This window comes from Burkholderia sp. Ac-20384, from assembly GCF_017104605.1.
GTDB classification, from domain to species: Bacteria; Pseudomonadota; Gammaproteobacteria; order Burkholderiales; family Burkholderiaceae; genus Burkholderia; species Burkholderia lata.
Genome location: NZ_JAAGPE010000365.1, coordinates 1 through 8102, shown reverse-complemented (window position 1 = coordinate 8102; position 8102 = coordinate 1). Strand labels below are relative to the sequence as shown.

Here is an 8102-nt window from a genome sequence, read left to right as displayed (position 1 = left end):
GCACGCCGCCACGCGAGGCCGAGCGTGTCGGCCAGGAGCGCCGCGTGGCCGAGCCCGAGCGCGCATGCGGCCGTACCGACCCGGTAGGCGGCGCCGGACGCATGCCATGCGGCACCCGCGTCGGCTCTCGCCGGATCGGCAGCAAGGTCCACCATCGACGCATCGGCCGTCTGCAGGAAATCCTCATAGGCATGGGCATTGACCGTCACGACGCCGAGCGCGCGAGTCGGTGCAGCCGCGACCGCATCGTGCTCGGCGCGGGCAGCATCGGCCTCCCACAGCGCTTCGGATGCGGGCGTGCCGGCGACATGCCAGTCGACCGTCAGCCCGTAGTCGTGCAGCACGTCGACGAGCGCGACATCCTCGGCCGCGGCGCCGAACAGCGCGAAATCGCGCCACAGCAGCGCCACCGTCTCGCGCACGAGTTCGGGCGGCGCACTGCGTCGGCCCTGCGCGTGCTCGCCGAGCAGCAGGTTCGTCCGCGCGAGAAAGCGCTTCAGCTCGGGCGCGCCGCTGGCGCGCAATGCGCGCACGCACGCGGCCGCGAGCCGCCAGAAATCGTAGGGATCGTCGCCGGCGAGCGCGGCCAGCATCGCATCGAGTTCGTCGAGTGCCGCATCGGGCGCGCCGTGTTCCGCACGCAGCACGCCGAGCAGCGCCTGTTGTTCGCCGGCACGAATCCCCTTCGCCCCCCCCTCTCGCGTCGCGCGCAGCGTGGCCGACGGCACTGCACGGCCGACGAGCGCGAGCGCGTCGAACGGCGCATGCGCGCGCAGGTCGGCGGCGCTTTGCGCACGCAATGCACGGAAATGGTCGAAGAGAACGGGCGAGCAGGCGAGCTCGCGCAGGTTGTGGCGTGCGACGGCCGCGCGGAAATCGCGCAGCGCGGCACGCCAGCCGGCCGAAGTCGGCTCGGCGACGACGAGCGGCACGGCGGCCGACAACTGCCCTGCGAAACGCGCGGCCGGCAGCCAGCCGGCTTCCGCCAGCACGGCCGCCGCAGCGGAGAGCGGCGCAGCTGCGTCGTCGCGATGCTCGAAGGCGTCGGCAGCCGCCGCAAGCCATGCGTCGGCCGCGCGCACGGCCCCGCCACGCGGGTTGGGCAGTGCGTCAGGGTGGGGAACGTTCGCCGGTTCTGGCCTCATGGACACGCGCGCCTGTCATCGTCAAGTCGCTCGCGCGAACCTCGACGCGCGAGCGCCGGGCCGATGCGAGGCCTGAGCGGTGTGTCCGTGGGCCAAGGGTCCGGTCAGATCTGGACCATCTCGAAGTCTTCCTTGCGGGCACCGCATTCAGGGCACGTCCAGTTGATCGGGACGTCTTCCCAGCGCGTGCCCGGGGCAATGCCCTCTTCCGGCAGCCCGGCTTCTTCGTCGTAAATCCAGCCACAAATCAGGCACATCCAGCTCTTGTATTCCATCTTAAGCCGCGTCGGGAAAGTCGGTAAATTCGGGAGCCATGATGGTACCGTGTCGGGGCCGGACTGCCTAGCAATCGCGCTGGAGTAACGCGACTACGTTGCGCTGCGCTAAAAAATCCGTCGTGCGGGCCGGAATCCGCCGCATAATGGCTGAAAAGTGCGGCCTGCCGGGCAACACAGGGCCGAAAACGCCCACTTCGCCTCGCCGTCCGCATGTCCGTCGCTTGTCCGTTTTTCTCTTGCCCCATTTTTACATGTCCAGCAACGCCCCTCCGATCGTCCTCACCTTCGGCCTGTCCGACCCCACCGGCGGTTCTGGCATTCAAGCCGATCTGTTGACCCTGGCGAGCATGGGCTGTCACGGTGTGTCCGTCCTGACGGGCTACACCGTGCGCGACTCGGCCGCCTGCGACGAAGTGACCGGCCTCGATCCCGACGTGGTCGCCGCCCAGGCGCGCATGCTGCTCGAAGACATGCCGGTTGCGGCGTTCAAGATCGGCGCGGCGACGCGCGCGGAAGTCGTGAGCGCCATCGCCGAGGTCGTCGCCGACTACGACGGCGTGCCGCTCGTGCTCGCGCCGGACTTCACGCTCGACGACGAACACGTGCTCGCAGCCGACGACCTGCGCGAATCGATCGCCGACCTGCTGGCGCCGCAAACCACGCTGCTGGTCGCCGACTACGCCACGCTGATCGCGCTCGCGCAGCCGGACGGCGACGCCGAGGCGCCGAATCTCGACGCGGCCGTCTCGCACCTGCTGTCGCAGGGCTGCGAGTACATCCTGTCGTCCGAGACGGGCTCGCACCGGCTCGTCAACACGCTGTACGGCGAGGAAGGCCAGCTCCGCGAAGACATGTGGGATCGCTCGCCGCACCGGCTGATGGGCATCACCGACACGCTGGGCGCGGCCATCGCGGCACTGCTCGCGAACGGCCAGGAGCCGCCCGAAGCGGTTCGCGAGGCGCAGGAATACCTGTACCAGGCCGTGCGCGATGCGTTCCGGCCCGGCATGGGGGCGTACCTGCCCGACCGGTTCTTCTGGGCGCGCAGCAACGAAGACTCGGATACGCCGCCGGCCGTGAAGGCCGACTCGGTGCCGAGGACGTCGCACCGGCATTGAGGCACGTGCGGCGGGGCATGCCCCGCCGTCGCCCCATGTCACGCCCTTTGGGCGCGACATCTTCGGCCGCGCTGCGCACGCATCGCAATTCGCGCGCACATAAAAAAAGACCCGCATCGCTGCGGGTCTTTTCTTTTGGCTGGAACGCGCATCGCTGCGCGCTCCGGACACCATCGACCGAAGTCGATTACATGTCCATGCCCATGCCGCCCATGCCGCCCGGCATGCCGCCCGGCATCGGTGCGTCTTCCTTCGGCAGTTCAGCAACAGCTGCGTCCGTCGTCAGCAGCAGGCCTGCAACCGAAGCTGCGTTCTGCAGTGCGGTACGCGTGACCTTGGTCGGGTCGACAACACCGGCTTCGACCATGTCGACGTACTCGCCCGTCGCTGCGTTGTAGCCGTAGTTGCCCGTACCTGCAGCAACTGCCGCCACCACGACGCTGGCTTCTTCGCCGCCGTTCGTGACGATCTGGCGCAGCGGCTCTTCCATTGCGCGCAGCACGATCTTGATGCCGGCGTTTTGATCGGCGTTAGCGCCGGTCAGGGCTGCGATCGCGGTGCGAGCGCGGATCAGCGCAACGCCGCCACCTGCCACAATGCCTTCTTCCACAGCTGCGCGCGTTGCGTGCAGTGCGTCTTCGACACGTGCCTTCTTTTCCTTCATTTCGACTTCGGTCGCTGCACCGACCTTGATCACTGCAACACCGCCGGCCAGCTTGGCCACGCGCTCTTGCAGCTTTTCACGGTCGTAGTCCGACGTCGCTTCTTCGATTTGCGCGCGCACTTGCTTCACGCGTGCTTCGATGTTCACGGCTTCGCCTGCGCCGTCGATGATCGTCGTGTTTTCCTTGCCCACTTCGATGCGCTTCGCCTGGCCCAGTTCTGCCAGCGTTGCCTTCTCGAGCGTCAGGCCGGTTTCTTCCGCGATCACCTGGCCGCCGGTCAGGATCGCGATGTCTTCCAGCATCGCCTTGCGACGATCGCCGAAGCCCGGCGCCTTGACCGCAACGGTCTTCAGGATGCCGCGGATGTTGTTGACGACCAGCGTTGCGAGCGCTTCGCCTTCGATGTCTTCAGCGATGATCAGCAGCGGACGGCCAGCCTTCGCGACTTGCTCGAGTACCGGCAGCAGATCACGGATGTTCGACACCTTCTTGTCGTGCAGCAGCACGAACGGGTTGTCGAGCACGGCGACTTGCTTTTCCGGGTTGTTGATGAAGTACGGCGACAGGTAGCCGCGGTCGAATTGCATACCTTCGACGACGTCGAGTTCGTCAGCCAGCGACTTGCCGTCTTCGACGGTGATGACGCCTTCCTTGCCGACCTTGTCCATCGCTTCAGCGATGCGATCGCCGATCGACGTGTCGCTGTTCGCCGAGATCGAGCCGACCTGTGCGATTTCCTTGTTCGTCGTGCACGGCTTGCTGATCTTCTTCAGCTCTTCGACAGCCGCTGCGACTGCCTTGTCGATGCCGCGCTTCAGGTCCATCGGGTTCATGCCCGATGCGACGTACTTCATGCCTTCGCGAACGATCGATTGCGCGAGGACGGTTGCCGTCGTCGTGCCGTCGCCTGCGTTGTCGCTGGTCTTGGAAGCCACTTCCTTGACCATTTGCGCGCCCATGTTCTGGAGCTTGTCCTTCAGCTCGATTTCCTTCGCGACCGACACACCGTCCTTGGTGACCGTCGGGCCGCCGAAGCTGCGCTCGAGCACCACGTTGCGGCCCTTCGGACCCAGCGTGACCTTGACTGCGTTGGCGAGAATGTTCACGCCTTCGACCATCTTCGAACGGGCGGAATCGCCGAATACGACGTCTTTAGCTGCCATCTTCTAACTCCTTGAATTCTTGGGAATATGTACCGTCGGTGGACGCTTACTTCGCGTTGACCACGGCCATGATGTCTTCTTCGCGCATGACCAGCAGTTCGTTGCCGTCGACCTTCACGGTCTGGCCTGCGTACTTGCCGAACAGGACGCGATCGCCGACCTTCACGTCGAGCGCGATCGGGGCGCCCTTGTCGTCGCGCTTGCCCGGGCCGACGGCCAGGACTTCGCCCTGGTCCGGCTTTTCAGCAGCGGCGTCGGGGATCACGATGCCCGAGGCGGTCTTGGTTTCCTGATCCAGGCGCTTGACGATCACGCGATCGTGCAAAGGACGAAGGTTCATATTCACTCCTCTCTTGACTGAGATTGAAGAACGCTTAGGGAATCTGCCCGGCTTATCGCCCGGCAGAGAATTGTTAGCACTCTCGTGCAGCGAGTGCTAATTATATGGACGGGTTTTGACAAATTCAAGAAGGGGAGCCGGACGAATTTTCAGGGCGGGGACGTGGCGCAAAGCGCACGCGGAGACGAGAAAAAACCCTTTCAAAACAAACCCTGACAAGCGTCGCCCAGCCTTGCCGGCCGGGCCGCGCGGCCCCGGAATCTCATCCAGCCCCGTTTGGACACCGGGAAAGCACGGAGTTCCTGCGATCGGCGGCATCACCTAATAAATTCTGTAACGGCGTCGATTTCGTCCGTCGGCACGCGCCATCCGGCGCTCGCCGGTCGCCTCCTGCGCCCCGCCCCGCGGATCCATCGATCCGCATCGAAGCATTCATTTTCATTACGCCGATATTTACGGTTTACCTCGGCACTAAACACGTGTCAGGCCCCATCCGTAAGGAGGTGGATTACATTCAGTAATTTAGATGCGAATCATTCTCGTTTACATTGACTTTCCCATTTGACACTCCTACGATGCGCCGCGTTGCGTTCATCTTCATGCCCTGGCCAAACGGTGCCGAGCGTCCGGACAGCGACCGACAAGCAGGACTCCACACTAATTAGAACCAGGGATTTGATATGAAGTTTGCGTCGTTCCAGGGAGACAGCGTCCGTGCCCGGATGCGCCCCGCCGCCTGCGCGGCCATCCTTGCGTGCGCATCGTTCGCGAGCGGCGCAGCGTTCGCCGACGTGCCGGTCGACGCACAGCCCGAAGCCCCCGAGGCCGACCTCGCGATCCAGGCGAAGCCGACCAACATGTGGACCGGCCTCTGGACCCGCCAGAACCTGCTCGGCGACATGGGCGGCATCCGCCCGTGGCTCGGCAAGTACGGCGCGACGCTGCAGATCACCGAAACCAGCGAGTACCTCGCGAACCTGCGCGGCGGCCTGAACCGCGGCGGTGCCTACGACGGGCTGACGACGGCCACCTTGACGGTCGACACGCAGAAGGCGATCGGCCTGCCCGGCGGCACGTTCAACGTCAGCGCGCTGCAGATCCACGGCACCAACCTGAGTGCGCGGAACCTCGGCACGCTCAACACCGCGAGCGGCATCGAGGCGCAGGGCACGACGCGCCTGTGGGAGCTGTGGTACCAGCAGTCGTTCCTCGACAAGCGTGTCGACGTGAAGATCGGCCAGCAGAGCCTGGACCAGGAATTCATGGTCAGCACGTATGCGAACACGTTCGTCAACACGATGTTCGGCTGGCCCGCGCTGCCGTCGTACGACCTGCCGAACGGCGGCCCCGCGTATCCGCTCGCGGGCCTCGGCGTGCGCGTGCGCGCGCAGATCACGCCGAAGCTCACCGCGCTCGCGGGCGTGTTCGACGGCGACCCGCTCGGCAACAACCCGAGCAACCTGAGCGGCACGAACTTCAACCTGCACAACGGTGCACTTTATATCGGCGAACTGCAGTACGCGCTGAACCAGCCGTCCGACGGCGAAATGGACACCGGCCGCTCGAACGGGCTGCCGGGCACCTACAAGATCGGCGTCTGGTATCACAACGGCCGCTTCGCGGACCAGAACGTGGGCACCGACGGGCTGTCGCTCTCGGATCCCGCATCGAACGGCAACGCGCAGCAGCGGCACGGCAACTACAGCTTCTACGCGGTGGCCGACCAGATGATCTGGCGCCCCGACCCGACCGGCCCGCGAAGCCTCGGCGTGTTCGCACGCGTGATGGGCGCACCGGGTGACCGCAACCTGGTCAGCCTGTCGGCCAACGCGGGGATCGTGCTGAAGGCGCCGTTCGAAGGCCGCGACAACGACAGCGTCGGCCTCGGCGTCACGTACATCCAGGTCGGCAACCACGTGACCGACCTCGACCAGACCGCGCAGTCGTTCGCCACCGGCCCGTACGGCGTGCGTACCCGCGAGACGACGCTCGAAGCGACCTACCAGTACCAGGTCAACCCGTGGTGGATCGTCCAGGCCGACGCGCAGTACACGTTCAACGCCGGTGCCGGCCAGAACCCGAGCGACGCGACCCAGCCGCTGCGCAACACGTTCGTGATCGGCGCACGGACGACGATCACGTTCTGAGCGGACGCGCCCACGCTGACCCTTTTCGCGCGCCGCCCGGACGGCGCGCTCCCCAGGAGACCCACATGAATCCATCCGCTCCGCTTCGCCGCCTCGCGACGGGCGCACTGGCCGCCGCCGCACTGACGGCCACCGCCGGCGCACTCGCCGAGCCGCAAGGTTTCCTCGAGACCGTGCATCGCCACGTCACGCTCGTCAACACGGTGCCGGACAACGGCGACCAGAACCCGTACGCGATCGCGGTCGCGCCGGTGTCGGCCGGCACGATCCAGGCGGGCGACGTGCTCGTCGACAACTTCAACAACTCGGCGAACCTGCAAGGCACCGGCAGCACGATCGTCAACTACCGCCCGTCGACGAAGCAGATGAGCCTGTTCGCGTCGATTCCGCGCGACCTGAAGGCGTGCCCGGGCGGCGTCGGCCTGTCGACGGCGATGACGATGCTGAAGTCCGGCTGGGTGATCGTCGGCAGCACGCCGAGCAACGACGGCACGACCAACACCAAGGGCGCCGGTTGCATGATCGTGCTCGATCCGCACGGCAAGATCGCCTCGACGTGGTCGACGCCGAACATCAACGACCCGTGGGGCAACATGGCCGTGGTCGACCGCGGCGACAGCGCGACGCTGTTCGTCAGCATGGCCGGCTTCGGCGTCGGCGGCGCGGACGGCAATCCGCCCGTCTACAAGCAGGCGACCGTGCTGCGTCTCGACCTCGACGTGCCGGCCGGCAAGCCGCCTGTGATCAAGCAGGAAACGGTCGTCGCGAGCGGCCTCGGCGCGCAGGCCGACAAGGGCGTGTTCCTGGTCGGCCCGACCGGCCTCGCGCTGTCCGGCGACCAGAAGAAGCTGTACGTGTCGGACGCGATCGGCAACCGCATCGTCGAGATCGACGACCCGCTCACGCGCGACACCAGCGCGGGCGTTGGCCGCCAGATCACCGCCGACGGCTTCCTGCGCCGCCCGCTCGCGCTCGCCACCGCACCGAACGGCCACCTGCTCACGACCAACGGGCAGAACGGCCAGGTCGTCGAGATCGACCCGGTCGCCGGCAAGCAGATCTACGCGCGCTGGATCAACACCGACAAGGCGCAGTCGCCCCCCGGCAACGGCAACCTGTTCGGCATCGCAATGACGCCTGAAGGCGACGGCTTCTACTACGTCGCGGACGACGTCAACACGCTGTTGCTCGCGAAGTAAGGGAGCCGACCATGGCAGACGATTCCAACCAGCCACCCCGCCCGACA

The 8102-nt window shown here is 66.1% G+C and carries 7 protein-coding genes; 3 read left to right on the top strand and 4 right to left on the bottom strand.

What is annotated here, in order from left to right:
* On the bottom strand, positions 1-1145 hold a 1145-nt coding region (locus G3O00_RS37215), incomplete at its 3' end, for a hypothetical protein (protein WP_206145998.1).
* Positions 1146-1249: 104 nt separating this feature from the next.
* Complete coding sequence (locus G3O00_RS37210; protein WP_004186709.1) at positions 1250-1420, bottom strand: rubredoxin; 171 nt, start codon at positions 1418-1420, stop codon at positions 1250-1252.
* A gap of 254 nt (positions 1421-1674) precedes the next feature.
* Between G3O00_RS37210 and G3O00_RS37205 the strand changes: the two genes are divergently transcribed.
* A complete protein-coding gene (locus tag G3O00_RS37205; protein WP_011351141.1) occupies positions 1675-2541 on the top strand; it encodes a hydroxymethylpyrimidine/phosphomethylpyrimidine kinase in 867 nt (288 codons plus the stop codon).
* A gap of 187 nt (positions 2542-2728) precedes the next feature.
* On the opposite strand, the gene groL is transcribed toward G3O00_RS37205, so the two are convergent.
* Positions 2729-4369 carry a chaperonin GroEL gene (gene groL / locus G3O00_RS37200; RefSeq protein WP_011351137.1) on the bottom strand — a complete coding sequence of 547 codons (1641 nt, stop codon included), beginning with the start codon at positions 4367-4369 and terminating at the stop codon, positions 2729-2731.
* 46 nt (positions 4370-4415) lie between these two features.
* Positions 4416-4709: a co-chaperone GroES gene (gene groES / locus G3O00_RS37195; RefSeq protein WP_011351136.1), complete on the bottom strand. Its 294-nt coding sequence runs from the start codon at positions 4707-4709 to the stop codon at positions 4416-4418.
* A gap of 680 nt (positions 4710-5389) precedes the next feature.
* On the opposite strand from groES, the gene G3O00_RS37190 reads away from it, so the two are divergent.
* Both G3O00_RS37190 and G3O00_RS37185 read left to right on the top strand, forming a co-directional pair.
* Complete coding sequence (locus G3O00_RS37190) at positions 5390-6856, top strand: carbohydrate porin (protein ID WP_206145997.1); 1467 nt, start codon at positions 5390-5392, stop codon at positions 6854-6856.
* A gap of 65 nt (positions 6857-6921) precedes the next feature.
* On the top strand, positions 6922-8055 hold the full coding sequence (locus tag G3O00_RS37185; protein ID WP_206145996.1) for a hypothetical protein: 1134 nt from the start codon (positions 6922-6924) through the stop codon (positions 8053-8055).
* Positions 8056-8102 lie beyond the last annotated feature (47 nt).

Excerpts from the sequence above, each read along its gene's own strand:
- G3O00_RS37210 (WP_004186709.1), bottom strand. The coding sequence starts at position 1,420 with ATGGAATACAAGAGCTGGATGTGCCTGATTTGTGGCTGGATTTACGAC.
- G3O00_RS37205 (WP_011351141.1), top strand. The coding sequence starts at position 1,675 with ATGTCCAGCAACGCCCCTCCGATCGTCCTCACCTTCGGCCTGTCCGAC.
- groL (WP_011351137.1), bottom strand. The coding sequence starts at position 4,369 with ATGGCAGCTAAAGACGTCGTATTCGGCGATTCCGCCCGTTCGAAGATG.
- groES (WP_011351136.1), bottom strand. The coding sequence starts at position 4,709 with ATGAACCTTCGTCCTTTGCACGATCGCGTGATCGTCAAGCGCCTGGAT.
- G3O00_RS37190 (WP_206145997.1), top strand. The coding sequence starts at position 5,390 with ATGAAGTTTGCGTCGTTCCAGGGAGACAGCGTCCGTGCCCGGATGCGC.
- G3O00_RS37185 (WP_206145996.1), top strand. The coding sequence starts at position 6,922 with ATGAATCCATCCGCTCCGCTTCGCCGCCTCGCGACGGGCGCACTGGCC.